At 39.8% G+C, this 22333-nt stretch carries 20 protein-coding genes; 4 read left to right on the plus strand and 16 right to left on the minus strand.

What is annotated here, in order from left to right; translation table 11 throughout:
- The 10 genes from B4U84_RS31235 to def all read right to left on the minus strand — a co-directional run.
- On the minus strand, positions 1 to 184 hold a 184-nt coding region (locus B4U84_RS31235; protein WP_207390969.1), incomplete at its 3' end, for a hypothetical protein.
- Between the two features lie 20 nt (positions 185 to 204).
- Positions 205 to 660 carry an AAA family ATPase gene (locus B4U84_RS19490; RefSeq protein ID WP_017310810.1) on the minus strand — a complete coding sequence of 152 codons (456 nt, stop codon included), beginning with the start codon at positions 658 to 660 and terminating at the stop codon, positions 205 to 207.
- An 85-nt stretch (positions 661 to 745) separates the two neighbouring features.
- Complete coding sequence (locus B4U84_RS19495) at positions 746 to 2035, minus strand: glucose-1-phosphate adenylyltransferase (RefSeq protein ID WP_017310811.1); 1290 nt, start codon at positions 2033 to 2035, stop codon at positions 746 to 748.
- A 166-nt stretch (positions 2036 to 2201) separates the two neighbouring features.
- Positions 2202 to 2513 (minus strand): hypothetical protein, encoded by a 312-nt coding sequence (locus B4U84_RS19500; RefSeq protein ID WP_017310812.1) that lies wholly within the window; start codon positions 2511 to 2513, stop codon positions 2202 to 2204.
- Between the two features lie 221 nt (positions 2514 to 2734).
- Positions 2735 to 4972, minus strand: a complete 2238-nt coding sequence (locus tag B4U84_RS19505; RefSeq protein WP_165490319.1) for a CHAT domain-containing protein — start codon at positions 4970 to 4972, stop codon at positions 2735 to 2737.
- 104 nt (positions 4973 to 5076) lie between these two features.
- Entirely contained in the window at positions 5077 to 6066 is a 990-nt protein-coding gene (locus tag B4U84_RS19510) for a tetratricopeptide repeat protein (protein WP_131120187.1), read from the minus strand.
- Complete coding sequence (locus B4U84_RS19515) at positions 6066 to 7307, minus strand: tetratricopeptide repeat protein (RefSeq protein WP_131120189.1); 1242 nt, start codon at positions 7305 to 7307, stop codon at positions 6066 to 6068. Before B4U84_RS19515 ends, B4U84_RS19510 begins: the two co-directional genes overlap by 1 nt.
- 216 nt (positions 7308 to 7523) lie before the next feature.
- On the minus strand, positions 7524 to 9263 hold the full coding sequence (locus B4U84_RS19520) for a S8 family peptidase (RefSeq protein WP_131120191.1): 1740 nt from the start codon (positions 9261 to 9263) through the stop codon (positions 7524 to 7526).
- Positions 9264 to 9740: 477 nt separating this feature from the next.
- Positions 9741 to 9941 carry a hypothetical protein gene (locus B4U84_RS19525; protein ID WP_017310817.1) on the minus strand — a complete coding sequence of 67 codons (201 nt, stop codon included), beginning with the start codon at positions 9939 to 9941 and terminating at the stop codon, positions 9741 to 9743.
- Positions 9942 to 9961: 20 nt separating this feature from the next.
- Positions 9962 to 10525, minus strand: coding sequence for a peptide deformylase (def, locus tag B4U84_RS19530; RefSeq protein ID WP_017310818.1), 564 nt, complete (start codon positions 10523 to 10525; stop codon positions 9962 to 9964).
- Between the two features lie 205 nt (positions 10526 to 10730).
- Here def and B4U84_RS19535 point away from each other — a divergent pair, with 205 nt between their 5' ends.
- The gene (locus B4U84_RS19535) at positions 10731 to 11633 is read left to right on the plus strand and encodes a cell division protein FtsX (protein WP_131120193.1); all 903 of its coding nucleotides are present in this window, start codon (positions 10731 to 10733) and stop codon (positions 11631 to 11633) included.
- A gap of 240 nt (positions 11634 to 11873) precedes the next feature.
- Here the strand turns inward: B4U84_RS19535 and B4U84_RS19540 are convergent, their stop codons facing one another.
- Positions 11874 to 12242, minus strand: a complete 369-nt coding sequence (locus tag B4U84_RS19540) for a hypothetical protein (RefSeq protein ID WP_242677667.1) — start codon at positions 12240 to 12242, stop codon at positions 11874 to 11876.
- 153 nt (positions 12243 to 12395) lie between these two features.
- Here B4U84_RS19540 and B4U84_RS19545 point away from each other — a divergent pair, with 153 nt between their 5' ends.
- Both B4U84_RS19545 and B4U84_RS19550 read left to right on the plus strand, forming a co-directional pair.
- Complete coding sequence (locus B4U84_RS19545) at positions 12396 to 16010, plus strand: WD40 domain-containing protein (protein ID WP_131120195.1); 3615 nt, start codon at positions 12396 to 12398, stop codon at positions 16008 to 16010.
- A 144-nt stretch (positions 16011 to 16154) separates the two neighbouring features.
- Positions 16155 to 16967 carry a DUF3598 family protein gene (locus B4U84_RS19550; protein WP_131120197.1) on the plus strand — a complete coding sequence of 271 codons (813 nt, stop codon included), beginning with the start codon at positions 16155 to 16157 and terminating at the stop codon, positions 16965 to 16967.
- A 1-nt stretch (position 16968) separates the two neighbouring features.
- Here the strand turns inward: B4U84_RS19550 and B4U84_RS19555 are convergent, their stop codons facing one another.
- Together B4U84_RS19555 and aat are read right to left on the minus strand one after the other, a co-directional pair.
- Complete coding sequence (locus B4U84_RS19555) at positions 16969 to 17904, minus strand: hypothetical protein (protein ID WP_044447057.1); 936 nt, start codon at positions 17902 to 17904, stop codon at positions 16969 to 16971.
- 359 nt (positions 17905 to 18263) lie between these two features.
- Positions 18264 to 18839 carry a leucyl/phenylalanyl-tRNA--protein transferase gene (gene aat, locus B4U84_RS19560; RefSeq protein ID WP_017310822.1) on the minus strand — a complete coding sequence of 192 codons (576 nt, stop codon included), beginning with the start codon at positions 18837 to 18839 and terminating at the stop codon, positions 18264 to 18266.
- A 112-nt stretch (positions 18840 to 18951) separates the two neighbouring features.
- Here aat and B4U84_RS19565 point away from each other — a divergent pair, with 112 nt between their 5' ends.
- A complete protein-coding gene (locus B4U84_RS19565; protein WP_017310823.1) occupies positions 18952 to 19281 on the plus strand; it encodes a DUF8822 family protein in 330 nt (109 codons plus the stop codon).
- A 170-nt stretch (positions 19282 to 19451) separates the two neighbouring features.
- On the opposite strand, the gene rpsN is transcribed toward B4U84_RS19565, so the two are convergent.
- The 3 genes from rpsN to rseP all read right to left on the minus strand — a co-directional run bounded on the left by rpsN (position 19452) and on the right by rseP (position 21762).
- Positions 19452 to 19754, minus strand: a complete 303-nt coding sequence (gene rpsN / locus B4U84_RS19570; RefSeq protein ID WP_026081912.1) for a 30S ribosomal protein S14 — start codon at positions 19752 to 19754, stop codon at positions 19452 to 19454.
- Positions 19755 to 19813: 59 nt separating this feature from the next.
- Positions 19814 to 20563 (minus strand): endonuclease III, encoded by a 750-nt coding sequence (nth, locus tag B4U84_RS19575; protein ID WP_044447054.1) that lies wholly within the window; start codon positions 20561 to 20563, stop codon positions 19814 to 19816.
- Positions 20564 to 20679: 116 nt separating this feature from the next.
- Entirely contained in the window at positions 20680 to 21762 is a 1083-nt protein-coding gene (gene rseP, locus B4U84_RS19580; RefSeq protein WP_044447052.1) for an RIP metalloprotease RseP, read from the minus strand.
- Between the last annotated feature and the right edge of the window lie 571 nt (positions 21763 to 22333).

Genomic DNA, 22333 nt, shown 5'->3' on the forward strand with positions numbered 1-22333 from the left:
AAGTGCGGGAAGTGTGGGAAGTGTGGGGGGAATTATTTAACAAGTCTGTTTCCAATGCCCAATGACGCCAGGTGCTACAACGGAGGAGCCACTGCGGTGGACGGGTTTCCCGGCATAAAGCACGTGGCGTGGAACCTCCAAGGGCGCACTGGCTCCCCAATGCCCCATATGCCCCATGCCCCATGCCCCATGCCCGATCCCCAATCAATAGCAAATTAAGTTATCTAATCCTTCTTCTAAACTGGGAGGAGCATCGCGTAATTGACGATACATCCGAAAAATCACCTCTTCTGGTACTTGGCGTTCCCGTCTTTGATTGCGTGCTAAACATAGCCAAATGGGGGTTTTTACCCAAATCCCGGTAATGTGAGTAAAACCAATATCGCGGACTAAGGTAACGACTTCACGGCGATCGCGTCGTTGAGCGTTAGTAGCATCATAAATTACTGTACTATCCGTAGCGATCGCCCTTTGAAATTGCTGCTTAGTTTCTTGCCAAATCAGCAGCCAAGATCCTTGGATTGATTCATGACCAAATAGTTGCCCCCGGATGGCATCGGTAGAAACCACCTGCCTCTGGGGACATTGATTTACTAACTGCTTTGCCAAGGTTGACTTACCGCTACCAGGAAGACCAATTAGTAAGAAGAATTTTGTCATTAGTCTTTTGTCCCTAGTCATTAGTCATTAGTCATTTGTTTAAGTAATGACCAATGACACTTGACCAATGACACTTGACCAATGACTAAATTATTGTTCCATCAGGAATGACGGCATTTTTCAGCACAACGACAATGCCACTACGGATGTAGAAACCTTGACTTTCACGCTCGGCTTCTTGGACATTATCTTTGTTAATGATTTGTACATCACAACCGATGTGAGCATTTTTGTCAATGATAGCCCGACGAATGATTGTGTTAGAACCGATACCTAAAGGTACGCTACGATGCTCACAATCAGATTGGCGTTCGGCAAATGGCTGATACATGTCTGCACCCATAATCATGGAATCTTGAATGATACAGCCAGATTCAATGCGCGATCGCACTCCCAAGACCGAGTTTTCAACGCGGCAATTTTTGAGAATACTACCTTCGCTAATGATTGATTGGGTGACGTGACAATCTAACAATTTGCTGGGTGGTAGATAACGAGCGCGAGTGTAAATCGGCGCTTGCTCATCGTAGAAGCTAAATGGCGGACGGGGTTGCTGAGTTAAAGTCAGATTCGCATTATAAAATGCTTCAATTGTTCCAATGTCTTCCCAGTAATCATTAAATAGGTAAGCTTGAACGTTGTAATCACTGCTGGCGTCAGGAATAATCTCTTTGCCAAAATCAGTCCTTTCGGAAGCTTCTTTCAACAACTTGATCAAAACATCTTTTTTAAAGATATAGATTCCCATCGAGGCGATATATGGTTGCTGTTCGGCTTCTTCTTGGTTTAAGCCTAAAACAGTAGTATCAACCTGCATTTTCTTTAAAGCTTCGCCTTTGGGCTTTTCGCTGAAGTCAATAACCCTACCAGATTGGTCGATTTTCATCAAGCCAAAGTCTGAGGCGCGACGTTCATCGATTGGTATAACTGAAAGGGTAATATCTGCCCCAGTTTCCCGATGGCGCTGGACAAAATGACGGTAATCCATGCGATACAAATGATCGCCTGATAGTATCAAATATTCATCTACATCCCACTCTTCAAACAGCCATAGATATTGACGAACCGCATCAGCTGTACCTTGGAACCAACTGAGGTTTTCTGGTGTTTGTTGTGCAGCTAAGACTTCAACAAATCCTTCAGTAAAACCAGCAAAGCTGTAGGTACGAGCAATATGCCGATTCAGAGAAGCCGAGTTGAATTGTGTCAGGACGTATATTTTGAAAATTTCAGAATTTATACAATTACTGACAGGGATATCTATCAACCGATACTTACCTGCCAGTGGCACCGCTGGTTTAGCACGTAGTTTGGTGAGCGGATAAAGGCGGGTTCCTGCACCGCCACCGAGAATGATTGCTAAAACTTTTTTCACAAGTTTGCTCCCGACTGCCTTTCAACTCTCAACTACAGTTTAGGACTGTCTGCGGCAGCTGGTAAGGGGGGATCGAAAACAAAGTTTAGTTAAGTTTTCCGAATGCTGCCGAAGAAAAATGGTATTACAATCTATTACAAAGGGAAATTAGATGTATCAATTAATATTAATGTTTGTTAACACTGGTACTCTTCACTCCCAACTGTCCATCTACCAAACGCAATTTTTGCGATAGTTTCAGATACTGCACCCAAGGCTGTTCTGAGAGTTTAGCAATTTCATTGAGAGACAAAGTAGCAGAAAACACGTCTTTTACTTCAGTAATTCCACTTACTTCTAAATTTTTTAAGATAGCTACCGCATTAGAAGTATCTGTCCCTGGTTGGGTGTGGATAAAAACCACTAAACTATGTTCATCTGGATCTTGGACTTGATTGAGCGTCATTGCCAAGGCGGCGTCTAGCTTCTTATAGTTCATCTAAAAATCTCCTATCAATACCATCCTGGCGAAAGGGGGAAGGGTTAACTGATATCCTGTACCTTTCGTGGTGTATTGCTTCTTTTACAATAAGTTTATTTATTTGGACAAAGGGCAGGTTAAAAATAACCTGTCCTAAAAACAACCTATCAGATTTATGAGTTGGAGTCGCCTATCCTTGTGTAGACTTAATATAAGCTTGTCTATGACCAATTACAGACTTAGCAATGAATTTTTTCTCCATCTCCTGTCAAAACAAACGCAGCCCAGTAATGGGGATGGTGAGCATTTTCTCTTACCTTTATTTGAGCTTGCTGTAAAGCTTTTGCTTTGTCCATTCCATCTTGCAAATTTTGATAGAACTGTTTCATCAGTAATTCTGTGGCTTGATCCTCTACATTCCACAAGCTCGCTATTACACTAGGTGTGCCAGCATAGATAAAGGCTCGGTTCAGCCCAATAATTTCATCTCCTAAACTGACCTTTTGAGTATTACCAATATGAGTTTGACAAGCACTGAGGACAACAAGATTTGTAACAGTCGTTAAATCTAGCCTGTAAACATCATGGACTTCTAGCCTACCGTCCTTCTGGGCGACTTCAGCATTGTCATCCTGTGCTAGGTGAATAGTACTGAACAGGGGAGCGTTGGGATTGTACTCGCCATGAGCAGCAATATGAAGAATTTCAGCATTTTTAGCTTCTGACCAAACACGGCTTTCGGTGGCATCTTTACCGATATAAGCTTTGGTATTGAATAGAGAAGCGATCGCTTCTACTTCGTTACGAGCAGCATTTAAAGGAGACAATAATTTATCGAATGTGTTATCTGGCGCACCAAGCCCTAACAGTATTTTAGCACTTGGACTGTGTTGTTTATTTTTAGGCAAGAAGCGCAAAACATTGGCACAGGGGAGGTTAACCAGGGCATAATCGTCAATTAAGTAGCGCTCTCCGTCAATCAGAGCCGCAAAGGGGAGATAATGCAGGATGTTATGTGGGACAATAATAAGTCTGGGAGTGTTCAGTTGGGATTTTAGAGGTGCAATCAGGTAGGTATAGAGTTGTTTTAGTTCCGGGGGATAAGCTTCAGATGTATCGGCAAAACCTCGGAACAGAGTAATCTGTTTTTGAAGTTTATCTCTAGTCACATCTAAATTAATTGCTTGGAAGCGATCGCGAGTAATAATAAAAGCCAGGGTACGCTCATCAGTAACAAAATATTCCAGCAAGGTTGTCTGGGTATCTAATTTTTCCTGAATCTGAGCTAGACATACAACATCAACACTGATTAAGCTAGCAGTCGCCCGATTCCGGATTTCTGACTTTTCTAATAAATTTTTATAGTCTTTTTCGAGATCACTTAACTGATGATTCGGACCTTTGCGACGCAGAGCAAATATTTGCTTTCTTAGAGCTTGCTCCTGCTTTAAAAGATAAGCTTTCACTCTCCCACGCTTGCCTATCCTCGCATTCGCAACTTTGTCGAGAAAGGCTCGCGCTTTTGACCGTTCAACAAACTCAAAGGCTTCTTGAAAATAATTTTGTTGCGGGACTTGTTGCGAGACTAAGCCTTGTTGCCAGAGTAAAAGAATTAGACTTCTATAGTGCCTTGCCCAAAAATTAACAAAGGATGCTGTATTCTCTTCTATTTTGATCGTACTGCGAATATTCTCAGCAATTTCAATTCCTTTTTTATAGTAATTAATTGCTTCAGCTATATTTTGTTGTTGTTTAGCAACTCTGCCCAAAGCTACCCATTCCATTGCTTCTTGTTGAGCATTTTTGAGTTTTTGAGCCAGCTGCAAAGCCCAGCGAAAACAAATCATGGCGTTCTTGTAGTTTAGAAAACTTAAGTAAACCTCCCCCAAATTGTGTAAATCTTCGATTGTTGCAAACGAAATTTGAGATTGTCGCGCGATTTTTATGATTTGTTGATAGATTTCAATTTTCTTTGAGTCTGGTACATCGGAATCGTCTAAAACTTGCGATTTGGCTTCAATATCTTGATATTCTTGAGCTATGTTGAGATATTTTTGAGATATGTTGAGGCTGTTTTGAGCATAATGAATTGCTAGATTAATTTTCTCCTTATCAACTACATCGTCATCATTTACAGCCAGATCCGCATAGGCAGCACTCAAGTCTCCCTGTAATCTTCCTTGCATTTTTTCATCTTGCACTTCCTCGGCAATTTTTAAACTTTTCTGTAAGTAATCTATTGCCTTAATTCGATCATATAAGCAATCATTGTAAGCATTCCCTAAAGATTGTATAACCAGCATCTCTAACTGACGATATTCACTGAATTCACATAATAATAGACATTTATCCCATGATTGTAATGTTGTTAAAATATTATTTATTTTTAAAAAATATTTCCCTTCCTGATAATACAAATTAGCCAAAAAACGTATTAAATTATGAGCGAATCGACGATTTTTTAATTTTTTAAGCATAAGAAGATTGCCCCTGGTTTCATAATATGTAGTTCGCCACACAAATTTTGAGAGCTGATTGAACCCGGACTTTTTTAAAAAAGTCCAGGATCTGAACACAATATTCATTGCACCATTTCGCGTAGTCGTTCCTCTAAGTAACTGACCATATCTATATCTCCCAATTCTGTGTATATTGCTTTAGCAGTTTCTAGCAATCTTCGTGCTTCCTCTTGTTTACCAAGAGTCCAATTCGCTTCTCCTAATCCAACCTGTGCTACTGCTAGTTCTGATTTATTCCCAGTAACTTCTGCCTTGGCAATTGCTTTTTCATAGTATGCTTTAGCTTCTGAGGGGAGTTTGATCGAGTGATAAAGTTGACCAAGTTGGTAGTAAACAGTTGTGTTTTTGTCTTCGTCTGGCAAAGCTTCTAAAGTGGCGATCGCCTCTGCTGTCAGAAGTTTTTCATTATACATATCAGCTAGCTTTAAAGCTTTTTCCACAGCAGAAAATTCTTGTTGCTTAATCTCCTGAGCAATATTTTGGATCTCAAGTGCTTTATCTTCATCAATCAGCTTAAATCCCAGTCCTGGTTCTGTTATCTCTTCTGATGATCTATTTGTATCTGTTGTTTCAATTACCAATTTGTAGCTGACCCCTGGTTGCAATGGCTGGTCGCCTGGATAAACCAGTTCGCAGACATCCCCTTGACAAGCCTCTTCTCGACTGACTTGTTTTGTCCAGTTCACTTCCTGACCTCTCACTATCACCTCGAAGCGATTAGCATCATTTGGAGCGTGCCAACGCAAAGTTGGTTGTTTGGTAAGAATTAAAGTGTCCCGTGGACTAATGGTATAGGGAATGGCAGGATCGCTTGCATTACGAAATACTGTCGGACAGATAAAGGGTAACCCTTTTGCTACTCCATTCGGGAGAGAGCTTCCTGCTCTTCCATCACCACAACGAACTTTGACACTAGCACCTGGTTGTTTTTTCAGCATGTCACCAAAATTAATTTGGGTGCCTACATTTACTTGTCTCCAATTTGGCTGATCAATCCGTTTGATCTGAACTGTACCTGTGAATTCAGTAATTTTGGCAGAATTTTGTGGCATTATTCTTCTCCTTTTTTCACACTTGATGGAGCCATGTCCATCCACGCATCTTCTTCGAGTACACGCGGATTACCATAGGCATTACATAGTTTCCATTGCATTAGTGCTGTTTTCGCATTACCTGTCTTTTGCAAAACTTGGGCTAACAGACAGTAAGCAGAGGCATAAGTGGGATGATTTATATCTTTGGGAATTGTTTTATGAATGGCGATCGCATCTTCCAATTCTGCTTGAGCATCGGTATAGCGTTTTTGCTGGAACCTCGCCCAGCCTAGATTTTTTCGTATTTCATACATCAAAAGTTTGTCGTTTTCTGATAAAATCTGATCTAGCTTTGGTTCTAAATCTCTGGCTTTGAAGAGTAAAGACATCGCTTCAAAAGGCTTGTTTTCAAGAAGAAACAATCGAGCTAAATTGTTGTAGGCAAGAGGTATATCTCCTCGAATTGCTAATCTATACTCAGTCTGTGCTTTATTCACATCCCGTAATTGTTCATACAATCGTCCTAAGTTATAGTGAACCTCAGCATTGTCTGGATCAAGGCTAATTGCTCGCTCGTAATCAGATATTGCATTGTCCCATTGGCTAGTTTGGTAGTGTCTCCTACCCTGTTCATTAAAGTAGTTAGCAATTTGGGGAAGTGAAGCCTTAAAGCTAATTAAACTCAGTAAAAGTAAGGCTGATAACCCAAATTTTGTTTCTTGCCAAAGATAAGTCTTGATTCCAAAACGCGAAAGAGTTTGTTCTACTCCCTTACGTCCTGCTTCAGTTAGTACACCACCAACAGTTAAGAGTGTTAATACACTCTGAGAAATGACAGCAAACGAACTTAAAAAACCTGCTCCCCCACTCAAAAAACGGGTAGAGATATCTATCACTAAACTCAGAGAACCTGTCAGAGAAGTAATTGTAAGTGCATTCCAAAGCCAGTCAAAATTGTCTAAGGGATGACTAGGAGTTTGCAGAAACCACCACCAAGATGTTACTGGTACATTTAGGCTAGTACGCCAGTCTGCAAGTTTAGCTAGTTGGTTAATTTTATGAGCTTGTTGCTTTAAGCGAGTATCAAGCTCAATAACTAGAAATAATTGTTCGTCTGATGTTTGAGTAAGATCATTTAATGCAGCTTGGATGCGATCGCGAGTAGTCAGAAGCCTAAATATTTGCTTTTCTGATACCTCAAAATTCTCCTCAAGGGCTACCAGTTCTTTTTGATAAAGTTCTATTGCTTCATCTAACACTAATAGTTACCTAATTTTTAGGTCAAATTCTATACTCGTTTTTTTATATTAAATTGGCTTTTAGCCCCTCTCTATTAATTAAAGAGAGGAGCTAGGTATCAAGGTCTATTGTCTAATTGCGATCGCTAATAATTCAGTAATATTTTTGATTACTCAGTTACTAGCCAAAGGTGAATCATCTACCTTTTGCAAATGCAATATACGTTGATTTAGAAACTACAGATTTTCCGCGTTAATCAGTCCATAACCCCATTTCGGATCAAAAGTTCCTACACCTTCACCGGGAATAGAACTATTTTGACGTAGCAAATCTTTCACACCCTCTGGAGTCAGATTTGGGTCACGTTGCAACAGCAGTGCAACTAAGCCACTCACAAATGGTGTTGCCATACTTGTACCACCTGACACCACAAACTTAGAATTGACCATCATTGCGCGATCAAAGTTTGCATTGGATGAAAGAGCCGAAACAATCATTGCTCCGGGGGCTGCAACATCGGGTTTTAGGGCATCATTTCGCAGTGGACCTTCGCTGCTAAAGTCAGAAATATCATCCAACTCTAACCCTACTTGCCGCACATTATTATCAATATCTTTGTACTGAACTTTAGTAGTATAAGAAGCAACAGTTACTGCACTACTAGCAGCTCCAGGAGCGCCAATTTTCATGGTATCAGAGATGCTTTTACCTGTAAAGAATACTGACGCAGCATCATCTAAAGTCCACACATCTAGACGTACGTCATTTCCAGAGGTGTTGCGTACCCGCAATTGCCAAACTCCGCCTGGTACAGGTTGACTAAACCTGCTGTTACCTCCGCCCCGAATCTGCACAAAGAAGTTATAGTCACCGTTGGCTGGGTCTGGACCTGGGGTGACAATCTCGACTCGTGCATCGAGTAAGTTATATTGTTTTGAAGGATTACCATCAACAATAATTGGTTGGAAGGGGGTAACAAATCCATTGGGACTGCGTAGAGAGATTTCCAACTGACCATCAAGGGAATACCAACCGTTTAACCAGACAATCCCTACTTGATTCTGGGGAACACTGAAACGCATGGTTCCTGAGCGCTTGCTGTTGACGATTGTCTGACCGTGAATGTTGTCATTACCTTCATTACCCGCAGCACAGCAAACAATTTTTCCTGGTCCAGATTCAGCATCAATGATTTTGGATAAAGAGTCGCTACCATCATGAGCGTCAGCGTGTCCACCCAAGCTGAGATTCACGACTGCTGGAAGTCCCATTTCACTTGCGACTCGGAAAACATAGCGAACCCCATCAGCAATGTGAGCGTCTTGCAAGTCAGTTTTAACAACTACTAATTCTGCTTCTGGTGCTACACCACCATAAGTACTATCTAATCCAGAGGCGATACCTGCAACGTGAGTACCATGACCATCTGTATCTTGGGAAATTGTCAACTGTGTCCCGGTTAATTCTGCACCATAACCACCTTCTTGTACTCCTGGCCCTGGTAGTGTTTGATCCCAAATCCTTAAAATACGTCCTGCAAAAGCGGGGTGTTTTGGATCAATACCACTGTCTATTACACCAATAACAACTCCTTTACCAGTCAATCCATTTTTATTCTTAAACTCTGGTAGGTTGACTTTTTTTTGTGCTTCATCCAGCCGTAACTTTAATTTACGGGATGGCTTGATCCGTTGGACGGCAGATTCTTCAGATAAATCGCTCAAACTATCTATTGGTAAGTAAGCTGTTCTGACCGTACCTGTGTTTTGGTTGATTTCAATACCGTATTGTGATAGATGACTCAGGTCTGCTTGTTCATCACAGTAGATAAAAACAATACTACGAGTAGGCTTAATACTAGTTTTTGGAGCAATTATACCAAGCGATCGCTTGTGTGTGGTTAAAGCTTCTTGTCCTTCTCTTTGATAGTCTTCGTAGGCTAGTAGCAATCCGGGAGAAAGTTTTTCGTGTCTCATGTTTTCCTCAAATTTAGTTTAATTGCTGCAAAATTTTAGCTTTAGCACCAATTTTCGGCAAGTGATTGTTTTAGCTATCATCTTTGCATGTCAATATAGTTGACTAGCATTAAATGTCAAAACAATATCTAAGTATGTGGACTCAACAATGATGAATAATGAAGTATGAGTCAACCTATAACAGGATTTGAGATTGATTGGTCAGTAAGTAGTAATTATTTACTGCCTGATTTCCAAGAATAATTAGTAATAAATAATTAACTACTAGCTACAAAAATTAATAACTCATAATTCATCATTCATAATTTCTGGATACAATTCCTGTCTGCCTAATTTCGCAAAAATTTAACGTAAAAAATAAATAAAATCTTAAATTTAGTTAAGTGAAGCGGCGGTAAATAGAGTAAAACTTGAAAAATAAAAGGTAAAAGGAAATTTTTTTCCTTTTACCTTTTACTTGCGAATGTGGATCAATGTCTATTTGTTTATATTAGCTTTAGCATCTTTGACTGCGGCTAAGAAAAATAGCCCTGTGAGGGGAATACTTAACCCTAAGATAATCGCCGTCGTTTGAGTACCGAGATCAGGCTGTCCAGAGGTAAGCTCAAAAACAGAACCGACTGCTGCGATCGCAGTAATACAAGAACAGGCTAAAAATAAACCACTCTTAGGTGTCATTACGTTCACAAGCACATCCCCTACACAAATGATTTGACAGCTTGATGAGAAAAGCCATGCTTGGATAACTCCTGCGCTAAAGCCAAAGAGTTTTCTACACGGTCTACAAATACTACACCGTTGAGGTGGTCGATTTCGTGTTGAATACAGCGTCCTAGTAAATCTGAAGCTTTCAGTGTCTTAGGGCGTCCATACTCATCTTTGTAGGATATTTCTACAACTTCGGGACGCTTCACATCCATGAAAACTCCCGGAATGCTCAAACATCCTTCTTGAGCAACGCAGATGTCTCCGCTTACCTTTTTAATAGTAGGGTTAATCAACACCAGTGGGGAGTTAGCCGCGTTCTCTGGTTCCAGATCAATGACTATAACTTGTTTATGAATTCCGACTTGGGGTGCAGCCAAACCAATCCCATCTTGGCTATACATGGTTTGTAGCATTTCCCGTACTAGTTTGCGGATTTCTTCATCTACTTTAGCAACGCGCTTCGCCCCTTGACGCAGAACGCGATCGCCAAGGAAATGCAGTTCCAAGGGCGGATTTTGTAACTTTTTCTTCTCAACAGCGACTTCCGATGGCATTCTTTTTTAACTCACCTATTATGGATTGGGAATGATTCCGCTTTATTTAATCTTAGCAATCTGTGGGAAATGGGGAGTGTGGGAAGTAATGTAGAGACGCGATTCATCGCGTCTGGAAGTGTGGGAAGTAAACAACTAACCACTAACTACTAACAAATGACTAATAATAGAGTTTGATTATTTTGTATAAACAATAGATTATCTAATGTTGAGAATACTTACTAAACTCGACTATCTGCTTAAAGAAACCTGGATTGGTTTGCAACGCGGTGGCTGGATGAATTGGGCAGCTATTAGTACTGTGACTGTGTTACTATTCCTGTTTGGTTTAAATTTACAAAGTTCTTGGCAAGTAGAAAAATTACTTTATCAATTCGGTAGTCAGTTGGAAATATCTGTTTATCTTGATCCAGGTGCGCGTGCAGACAGTATTGAATCATTGGTATCAAAAATACCAGAGGTTACAGATATAAAAGTTATTACCAAAGAACAAGCTTGGCGTAAGCTAGTTCAAGAATTAGGAATTACTGATATCAAAGCTGCTATTCAGCAGCTAGGTGAAAATCCGCTTGTGGATGAATTGAAGGTAAAAGCGCGTAACTCAGAAGTAGTACCAAACTTAGCAACACAGCTAGCTAAATTACATGGAGTAGATGCAGTTCAATATGTGGATGAAGCAGTCAGACGCATTGCTCAGTTGCATCGAGGTTTAAACTGGATAACACTAACAATTACTATAATCTTGACTTTAACAGCGATCGCCGTAACCACCACCACCATCAGATTAATAGTTATGGCGCGACGTCGAGAAATTGAAATTATGCAACTAGTGGGAGCAACTTCCGCTTGGATTTACCTACCGTTTATATTGCAGGGAATTGCTTTTGGTTTGATTGGCGGTGCGATCGCTTGGAGTTTCATTAGCATTATTCAACAATTTCTCGGACATTTACTGGCTAACCAACCGGAATTTATCAAATTTCTCACCTATAATTTACAACTGACTCCATTACAAACTTTATTATTACCCTTGATTCTGCTCAATTTTGGTGCAACTGTAGGATTAATCGGAAGTTTATTTGCTGTGCAAAAATTTGCGAAAAGTTAGTCAATTGTCAATTGTCATTAGTAATTACTGGAGTTTAGTGGATTATGAATTTCCAGTTCAGCACCACTGATGAAATTTGTTTTCAGAGTAGACTAAACTCCAGCAACAAGAGGAAAAGTCAATTTGCTTGTATGCTCCGGTCACTGGCAGTAAAAGATATCTTTTAAGATGATGGAAATAACGCATTGCTACAAGCAAGGTTAGGGATTAGAAAAGGTGATTGCACCCTTAGTCACCTCTTTATTTCAATCCGGACTGCTCTTTACTCTTAAGCCTATTACCCTCAAAAGTGAGGGTTATTTTGGAACCATCAGGATTTTCCCAAACAAAGGTTGCCGTTGTTGTAGATTGCCTAACCTCGATGCCTCGATTTAAAATTGAGCGTACCTCTGTTAAAGACATTCCTATTTTTAATTGTTCGTACTCTGCGCGACCGAAGCGATGAGATTCAGTTTGAGCAAATTGTCCATGCTGCTTAGAATTGAAAGCAGTTTGAACAAAACCATACGCTAAACCTGAACCAAGCATAACTCCCACTGAAAGAGCAATATTCATCAGTGAGCGAACGAGAGTATGATTAGACTGTGTGGGGTTAGTTTTATTAACCATTGAATTTTCTCTAAAATGTTTATAATTCCAGAATCTCAAATTTGCGAGGACATGAAGCTTCAGTTTTGCTTCAGTTTTGCTTCAGTTTTACTGTTACTGTCACAACAAACTGGCTCAAAGTTAAAGTTTGCAAAATAGTAGGTGTTTCAAAAGATGGCAGACAGTTTTATAGCATCAATTCAGGGTTTGGAGGTCATTGATAAAGTACGCCGCCTAAAAGGCTGGAATAAAGATGCTGTTGCATGGCAAAATGCAGCAGGCGTTTCACGGTCAACGCTTCAAAGATTTTGGGGTAGACAAGAGCCGATTCGGCAGGAATTTTTTATTGCTATTTGCAAGGCAATTGGGATTGATGATTGGCAAAGCATTATAGATCCTCCCAGGCAAATCAGAGGATTTGAAGACGCACCTGAAGCTTCTCATTTCGTTGGACGCAATCAAGAGTTAGCTATCCTAGAGCAATGGATTGTCGAAGATGGATGCCAACTGGTGGTAATTTTTGGTATGGCTGGAATCGGCAAAACTAGTTTAACAGTGAAACTAGGCGAAGGTGGAATTGGTAAAACGAATCTATCATTGAAATTTGCGAAAGAAATAACCAAAACTAGTAAAGGTCAGTTTAAATATATTGTTTGGAAAAGTTTAGATAATGCTCCACCAATTAGCTCAGTTTTAACAGATTTAATTAAAATATTGTCCAATCAAAAAAAGATTGAATTACCAGATAATATAAATGAGCAAATTTCACAATTTCTTACATATATGCAGGATGAAAGATGTTTAATAATACTTGATGATTTAGGTAAATCTGGTTGGCAAAAGCAATATGGAGAAGGCTACGATATATTACTGAAAAAAATAGCAACAGTCAGGCATCAAAGTTGTTTATTATTAACATCTAGAGAGAAACCTAGAGAAGTTATAAAACTAGAAGGTGAAAAAGTTCGCTGTTTACCACTACATGGTTTAGGCTATTTAGATGGTAGACAAATTCTAGAACATAAGGCTCTAGAACGTAAGGCTCTAGAAGAGGATGTTAATTTTGTTGGTTCAGATGATGAATGGAAAGAACTCATTGAAATTTATTTCGAAGGTAATCCCTTAGCATTAAAGATTGCTGCTGATCAGATTTTGGAAGTTTTTAATGGTGAGATTGGTAAGTTTTTACAACAACCCAAAAAAGTTTTAGATGATATGCGAAAAGATTTCTTAGATTGGCATTTTGAACGCTTATCCGATGAAGAGAAAGAAGTTGTTTATTGGTTGGCAATTAACCGCGATTTTACCTCAATTTCGGACTTGAACGATGATATAATATCACCAACAATTAAAGATAGAGTTAATTCAATTATAAGCTCAATAAAACGGCAATTACCTCTTGAAAACAATGGAGGACGTTTTAGATTACAGCCAGTCTTAAGGGAATATGTGACTGAACGCTTCATTGAAAAAGTTTGTGAAGAAATTAAAGCTCAAGAGAGCGAATTAGAAAACATAAAAAATTTTAACAGTCATGCAATAATCAAAGCCCTTGCGAAAGATTATGTTAGAGAGTCTCAAATTGAACTTATTCTTAAACCAATCCTAAATCAGCTTCTTATTGATTTAGGTGGCATAATAAACCTGGAAACAAAGTTAAATCAAATTCTTACTAAATCACGAGAGGAAGTTCCTCAAAGACCTGGGTACATAGGTGGAAATATTCTAAATCTATTACGACAAATAGTATTAGACCGACAGGAGAATACTTTAAGAGATTGGGATTTTTCCTATCTTTGTGTTTGGCAGGCTTGTCTTCAAGGACTTAATCTCCATACAGTGAACTTTGCTTACTCTGATTTGTCTAAATCTTTATTTAGCCAAATTTTCGGAGGTGTTTTGTCAGTGGCATTTAGTCCAGATGGAACAGTTATAGCAATAGGTGACGTTAACGGTGCTGTGCATCTATGGCGGGATGCAGACAATCAAAAAATTGGTACATGCTTAGGGCATAACGATTGGATTAGATCAATTGCTTTTAGTCCGAATGGAGAACTTCTAGCTAGCAGTAGTGAGGATAAGACAATACGCCTGTGGGATCTTCGAGCTATACAAGCTCAAGACACATCAGCTCTGAGGTGTATAAAGATTTTGCGAGAATGTGGTGGTGAAGTTTGGTGTATTGCCTTTAACTCGGATGGACGAATTCTTGCTAGTGGTAGTGAAGATGGAATCTTAAGGCTTTGGGATGCCCAAACTCATCAATGTATAAGAATGTTGCACAGACATACAAGAAGAATACGATCCGTAGCCTTCAGTTCAGATGGACAAATCCTTGCCAGTAGCGGTGAAGATGGGATGATATGTCTCTGGAATAGTCAAACTGGTGAATATATAAAAACTTTGCCAGAGGTTACAGATAAAGTCTGGTCAGTTGCTTTTAGTCACGATGGAAAAATTTTAGCTAGTGGTGATAATGATCGGGTAGTGAGACTGTGGGATATTGAGTCTGAAGAATGCCTGAATGTTTTGTTAGGACACAGCAATAGTGTACTTTCTATAGCCTTTAACAATGATGATAAAACTCTTGTCAGTGGTAGCTCTGATAAAACGGTCAGGCTTTGGGAAGTTAGTACTGGTAGATGCTTGCATACTTTTTATTCTGATAAATACAAGCATACTAGTAGGATAACCTCAGTAGCTCTTAGACTAGATGGACAAGTTCTTGCTAGTGGTAGTGATGATCGGACAGTACGTTTATGGGATACACAAAATGGCAAGCACATAGATATCTTCCAAGGATATGCTAATTGGATCTGGTGTGTTGCTTTTAGCCCAGACGGACAACTTCTCGCTAGTGGTAGTGATGATCAGACAGTACGTTTATGGAATGTACGCACTGGTCAATGTCAAAAAATTCTGCAAGATTCTTCTAAGCAAGGACATCAAGATAGAATTTGGTGTGTTGCTTTCAGTTTTGATGGAAAAATTCTTGCTAGCGGTAGTGATGATCAAAAGATAAAACTTTGGAATGTCAATAGTGGTAAAAGTTTTAAAACTTTGGAGGGACATACTAATAGAGTAACGTCTATTGTCTTCAATCCTAGTGGGCAGACTCTAGCTAGTAGCAGCCATGATTGTAAAGTGATACTTTGGGATGTACGTACTGGTGATTATCGAGAACTTTCAGAGCAGCATCCTGAAAGAATTTGGTCACTAGCATTCAGCCCTTGTGGGCAAATCCTTGCTAGCGCCAGTAATGATAACTTAATAAGGTTATGGGATATAGATACTGGTCGATGTATACAAACTTTTCAAGCTACACCTAGAATTCGCTGTGTTACTTTCAGTAGAAATGGTCAAATCATGGCCAGTTGTGGTGATGATCGTATAGTAAGATTGTGGGATATCAACACTGGTGAATGCCTGAGAAGCTTGCAAGGACATACTGGATTAGTTTACTCAGTAGCATTCTGTTCTAACGATCACATTCTTGTTAGTAGTGGTAATGAACTGATTATTTGGGATATCAATGCTGATCAACATCAGATCTTGGATGGACACTCCAATTGGATTTTTTCAGTTGCTTTTAGCCCTGATGGTCAAACTTTAGCTAGTGGCAGTCAAGATGAAACAATTAGACTATGGTCTACTAATACTGGAGAATGTCTTAATGTCTTAAGACCTGATAGACCTTATGAAGGTATGAACATTACAGGTGCTACAGGTTTAATAAATGGTCAGAAAGAAATGCTACAAGCTTTAGGGGCTATTGAGGATGAAATGTAATATTTGACTTATAAAGATAGTGCCACTCATAGCAACACATGAAAGAAAGCTGCTATGAATGGCTGCACATGAGCAAATACGAAAGTTAAGAATATCGAAAACCACCTTGGAAACTTGCACTAACTACCAACCAACAACCAAAAAATGAGTCAGTGGGAATCTTTATTAAAAAATCTTGGTGAATGGCAAGGTTCATTCACTCGCGTTTCTCCCCAAGGTGAAATAATTAGTGATACACCTAGTGTTGTATCTCTAGAAGGGTTAAATGATAATCAGACAATTCGTCAAATTATTCGCCTGGGTGGAGATGAAAAAGTTTTAGAATACAGTTCTTTGGGACGGGGTGTATTATTTTTTGAAAATGGTGCTTTTTCTCAAGGTACGATTCAGCTAGGGCCATTTTCGGAATTTGGAGCAGAATTAGGGTTAATTTATGAAAATCGCCGTTTGCGCCTTGTGCAATTGTTTGATAAAAATGGTCAGCTAGATCAATTTACCCTGATTCGCGAACACCTAGCTGGAACCCCAGCTACACAAAGCACTGCTGTAACAGTAGAAGCATTGTTAGGAGAATGGGAAAGCGAAGCAGTGACAATCTATCCAGATTGGCGATCGCCTGATCGTTACTCTAGCAAAATGCAGTTACAATTGGATGATTCTGGACATTTAGTGCTAAATCTTTCATTTGGCGATCGCACAATCACCTCGACTGCAACAATCAATGGTTCCATTCTCACATTTGCTCAAGACTCACAAAAGCAGATACAGGTTTTGCTATTACCTGATGGCGCTTCCGCGACGTCACCGTTAAAAGTACAATTTCGCCAACCCTTATTTTTAGAAGTGGGTTGGTTAATTAAACCAAATCTCCGTCAACGCATGATTCGTAGTTACAACGATAAAGGGGAATGGGTGAGTTTGACTTTAGTGACAGAACATCGGGTGAATTCAATATAAATTAAGAGCGACGGATAAAGCGTCCAATCCCAGCAGCACACCGCAGAGCAATCTTTTTCTGATTGTATTCCCAAGGCGAGTAAATTTGCATCGGTGTTTGTGTGTTTTGCCAATAAGCTTTATCTGTCAATGTTGGAGGTGATCCATTCAAAGCATTCAAAATCAGTTGTTTTCGCCAAGGTTTGATCTGGCTTCCCGACGCATGTGACATAATATCTACACTCACACCACCAAAATCCATTCCCATTGCACCAACAGTACTAAGTGGTTCAGAGCTTAACATGACTGCTAAGTTCAAAACACATTGATCGGTTTGAAAATAGGGATAACGATTAAAAGCCAAACAAAAATCCTTGAGATTTATATAACCTGCTTCCTCAAAAGTATGTAATAGTTTTTGCCATAACAAAAGTATAGATTTCTGACTCTGCTTTACACCAATAAAGCCGGCGTTATAGTAGCGGTTTAGTTCACGTTGACAAGGGAAACCGTAGCGTTCAGCCAATTCTTTCCAAGCCAATCGATAGGGATGATTGGCAGGCATATAATCATAAGCATCCTCACATAAGGCAATACCACGATCAACCCAATCAGTGTAGAAATACCAGTCACGTTTATTGACAATATCAGGATCAAAATAAAATAATGCTTCAACTTCTGGACAATAATTTTCCCAAAGTTGCAGCATAAAATCAGGTTTGTAATTAGAAAAAAATGTTGAAGTGGTGAGCTTGATAAAGCGAATTACACAATCTTCGGCGACCGAAAACTCTTGATAACCCTGACCTTCTTTAAGAGAATTTGTCCAAGGTGGTAAAGTCCCACGATACCCCACCCAAACTACACCACGAAAGCCATGATGATAAAGAGAATTAACTAATACCCCAACGCCGTAGTGATAATCTCGTTCAAATAAAGTACAAATATTTGCAAGCATAAGCAATAGATTCTGAATCTACAAATAACTTTGTTGAGGGGATGAATTTAAAGTAAAATTAACACTTCACTAAACATTTGTCACAGATATTTTTACTATTAACTAATAGTGACGAAGTAAATATATACTTGCGTTGACATGGGTTTACAGGGGAGTATATAAAGCAAGTACTTTCACAAAATTATCCACACCAGATACATGTTCATCATCTGTCTAAAGAGGTAAAAACCTTTAGTTTGTCATCAATAAAAGACATATTTTTCTAGTGCTAAATATTTCTATTCAGTATTTATTTTTTTATGAGAATTATGAATTATAGTTGTGACAAAAATCTGACAAAATAAAATCTTTAAACATCTCTAAACAATAGAACACTTTCGATATAAGGCTTTATAAAGTAACTCTTGATACTCTTTATCACCGACTCTACAAGCCCCAAATCTTTCTAAATGGGGATTCATCATTTGAGCATCAAATAACACAAACTGTCTTTCTCGCAATCTTTCTACTAACTTCACCATAGCCACTTTAGAACCATCGGGAATGCGATAAAACATTGATTCGCCGATGAAAGCACCACCAATAACAATCCCTAAAATTCCTCCAGCAAGTTCATCTTCTTGCCAAGTTTCAAAACTATACGCCCAACCTGTTTGGTAAAGTTGCCAATATATATCTTTTAATTCTGCTGAGATCCAAGTTACTTCTCGGTTAGCACAACCTTCCACTACTGATTCAAAGTCCCGGTTCACCGCTACAGTAAAGCGATTTTGATTCAGGACACGTCGTAGGGACTTGGGGTAGCGAAATTGATCATCCAAAGGAATGAGAGTGCGATCGCGACTTCCATACCAACCTAAGCCATTCTCCTCATCAGCCATGAGAAAATAGCCTTGGGCATAGCCTTGAATGATAGCAGCAGTATCATATTCCATAACATTAAAAATAGAAACATCGCTTAGTCACGCTATTAGATGTTAACAGTCATCCTCTGCGTTCCTTAGCGATTCGTTTTAACACTTGGTGCGTTTTAAGCAGATCAAAAATATGACAGAACCTATTCCACCAATCACCCTACCACCATCCCAAAATCCAGAACTTGAAGGTAAATGGTTAAAGCAACGCTTACATGGGTGGCTAGACACAGAATTTATCCCAGAAGCAATTAACCAAAATATCGCCGAACGTGCAGCCCAAATATTTGTTCGCCAAAGAATGGAAGGAGAAAATGACCTTGGTTCTCTGGTAATTGCTATTGTCACAGAAATGCAAGCATTTGATTTTTCTAAAAGTTTCTATGGAGAGTTTGCGATCGCCAACGCCGTTAGCGATCTACTCTTAGAAAGTTTAGGAATTGATAAGTGTTGTGGACAGTAGTCATTTGTCATTTGTCATCTGTCATTTGTCATTTGTCGTTTGAATAATGACTTTATAACAAATCACCAATCATCTTCTCCCTAATTACCAATTACCAATAACTAATGACCAATGACCAATAACCAATGACTATTGTACAGACGCGATGTTCCTCGCGTCTCTACCAATGACTACCAACTTGACTTAACCACTCCAGGTAAAAGGCCCTCGTGCGCCCATTCCCGCAAAACGTTCCGAGATAGTCCGAAGTCGCGGTACACACCTCTGGAACGACCAGTAGCCCAGCAACGGTTACGACGGCGAGTGGGTGCGCTGTTGCGGGGTAGCTGTTGAATTCGTCTGTGAATCTCCAGCTTCTCCATAGGATCTTCTGTAGTTCTAAACTCTTCTAATAAAGCTTCCCGTTTAGCCGCATACTTTGTCACTAGTTTAGCGCGCTTTTTCTCGCGCTCAATCATGCTCTTTTTTGCCATTGAATCTGTTACTTACTTTTTAAATTAAAAGACAGCATTTCCCATTCTATCTGATGGAATTAGTTATTGCTTACTTGTTTATTTTTGGTTGTGATTTGTTGCTGATTGATGGTTAAGTATTCCTCCTTGTCCCCCTTGTCCCCCTTGTCCTCCTTGTCCCTGTTCCCTAAAGGACATAAAGGAGCCAAATCGCAAACCTCACATGCGGGATTACGGGCTTTGCACACAGCACGACCATGATAAATCAACCGGATTGACCAATTTTCCCAGTCTGGTTGAGGCACAAGGCTCATTAAATCTCGTTCAATATGAATAGGTTCTGTGTGTTCACTCAACCCTAGACGTTGGCTGAGACGTTTGACATGAGTATCAACTGTTACACCAGCATTAATTCCAAAAGCATGAGCAAGAACTACATTTGCTGTTTTACGTGCTACCCCTGGAAGCAACAATAATTGCTCCATCTGCTTTGGGACTTCACCGCCAAATTCTTTAACAATCATCCGACAAGCGGCTTGAATATTCTTGGCTTTGTTACGGTAAAATCCCGTAGAACGTACTAAATTTTCTAACTCACTCAGGTCAGCATTAGCCAAGCTAGGTGCATCTGGAAAACGACCAAATAGTGCTGGCGTCACTAAATTTACTCGCTCATCCGTACATTGAGCGGAAAGAATTGTTGCAACCAGCAGTTGCACTGGGGTGGAATAGTTTAGAGAACAAGTAGCATCAGGATAAAGACGCTTGAGACGAACTAATATTTCTAGCGATCGCTGCTTTTTAGATGACCATTTACGAGTGTTGCTCACTGGATTGAAAGGATCGGGGATTGGGGAATAGATTTTGATACGCTCGTTGTATAATTTATTGCCCGCAAGTAAACAGCGGGCTTACGGGCTTATAGGCTTACTGACTGGCGACTCAATTACTGGAATAGCTTTTGCACCCACTCCAGTTGGGAAGTTTCTTTAACAATGAGAAAAATGCCCAATCCTAGAAGTAGCATTAAACCAGTTTGCATCACACCTTCTTGAACACGAGAAGGTAAAGGTTTACCACGCAATCCTTCAATCAGTAGAAAAGCGAGTTGTCCTCCATCCAAAGCTGGTAAAGGCAAAATATTGATAATTGCCAAGTTGATGCTAATCAAAGCTCCAAAATAGAACAAACTGCCTGTATCATTTTGGGCAATGCTAGCACCAATTTCCACAATTTTGACTGGGCCTGCTACTTGACTAGCTGTTTCGCCGAAGTTAGTAATTAATTGCTTAAAACCTTGAAATGTTAATTTCATAATTCGCTGAAATTCAGCAGCACCAAGGTTAAAAGCTTCTAGCAAGTTAGCACGACGACGTACAACTTTACCGTTGGGAGCAAGTCCAACGCCAATACTACCTCCAGCGGACTTGGCTTCAGGAGTGACACTCAAAGACAGCTTTTGATCACCACGAGCAATTTCTAGTTGAACTGGCTTACCTGCATTCGTTTTAATGATTTCTCTTAAAGCTTCTATTTGTTGCAATGAGGTGCCAAACTCTTTGTTATTAGCAGCTAAGATGACATCTCCTGCTTTGATACCAGCTTGAGTCGCTACATTACTAACTTCTGGGGCTAATTGTTCGATTAAGACTCCAGGTTGGGTTGCTTGTGAAATACCGACTAAATTCACCTGCGCCACAAGCAGAAAATAGGCAAAAATTAAGTTTGCTATCACTCCGGCGCTAATGACGATCGCCCGATCTAAAATTGGACGGTTACGCAGCAGGTTAGGGTCATTAGGTGGAATCTCACTATCTGGATCATCGTCAGGAAAACCAACAAAACCACCCAATGGAAACGCCCGAACAGCGTATTCGGTTTCTGGACCTTGGTATTTCCAAATCACTGGTCCAAAGCCCAAAGAAAAGCGGTTGACATGAATTCCTTGTGACCTTGCTGCAATAAAATGTCCTAGTTCGTGTACTAGGATTAGAACAGCCAAGACTGCGATCGCCGCTAAAACTGACATAGAGAATTTTTTTGAACTTACTTAGCTATACTTTTTTCTATTCTAGAATGACTACCACTCTAGCATTGGTCTGCAAAGCTGTATATTTTTGGGCTGTTTCGCTAATTCTTTAGGCGGAGTGATGATATGAGAACTCCTCAAAGGTATTATATATAGTCAGATTTGACCTGTCTCTAGGCAAAAAAGCAGGGTAATTTTTATCTGTTGTCCGACAAGGGTCTCAATCCCCCTTTTCCCTGTTCCCTTTTAACGTCTCCTAAGCTAATTATGCAGGCCTCTCTGGAACAGCTTTCAAAGATCATTGTGTTGTTTTGGATTTTAGATTTTGGATTCACCCACTTATGGAATCTTGGTTTGAGACTCTCCGGTCGCCCATAACGGAAATCGGAATTGCGTTCCTATTTCTCCTGAGTTTTCAGCCAGCCATCCTTATAAAATTCTCGCCGATGAGTCTTTAATACTCGCGCACGAGTCTTTGGTTCTCGCCAACGAGTCTTTGATTCTCGCCGATGAGTCTTTAATACTCGCCAACGAGTCTTTGATTCTCGCCGATGAGTCTTTAATACTCGCG

Origin of the sequence: Westiellopsis prolifica IICB1, assembly GCF_004323185.1 — a bacterium.
In the GTDB taxonomy this organism is placed as follows: Bacteria; Cyanobacteriota; Cyanobacteriia; order Cyanobacteriales; family Nostocaceae; genus Pelatocladus; species Pelatocladus prolificus_A.